Annotated in this window: 1 protein-coding gene; it reads left to right on the top strand. The window is 62.2% G+C overall.

Annotation, left to right across the window (positions count from 1 at the left end):
• A partial coding sequence (locus R0J88_RS19770) for an ABC transporter permease subunit (RefSeq protein ID WP_410900842.1) occupies positions 1-278 on the top strand: 278 nt, incomplete at both ends.

Here is a 278-nt window from a genome sequence, read left to right as displayed (position 1 = left end):
AAGCTCTCGGCCTTCACGATCGGTGCGAGCTTCGCGGGCTTCGCCGGCGCCTTCTTCGCCGCGCGTCAGGGCTTCATCAGCCCCGAGTCCTTCACCTTCATCGAGTCGGCGATCATTCTGGCCATCGTGGTGCTGGGCGGAATGGGCTCGCAGCTGGGCGTGATTCTGGCGGCGATCGCCATGACGCTGTTGCCGGAGCTGGCACGCGAATTCAATGAATATCGCATGCTGCTGTTCGGGCTGATGATGGTGTTGATGATGGTCTGGCGTCCTCAGGG

Origin of the sequence: Pseudoalteromonas sp. SIMBA_162 (genome assembly GCF_046535955.1) — a bacterium.
In the GTDB taxonomy this organism is placed as follows: Bacteria; Pseudomonadota; Gammaproteobacteria; order Enterobacterales; family Alteromonadaceae; genus Pseudoalteromonas; species Pseudoalteromonas marina.
The sequence above is the reverse complement of the archived record's forward strand: the minus strand, read 5'-3'. Positions and strand labels throughout refer to the sequence as shown.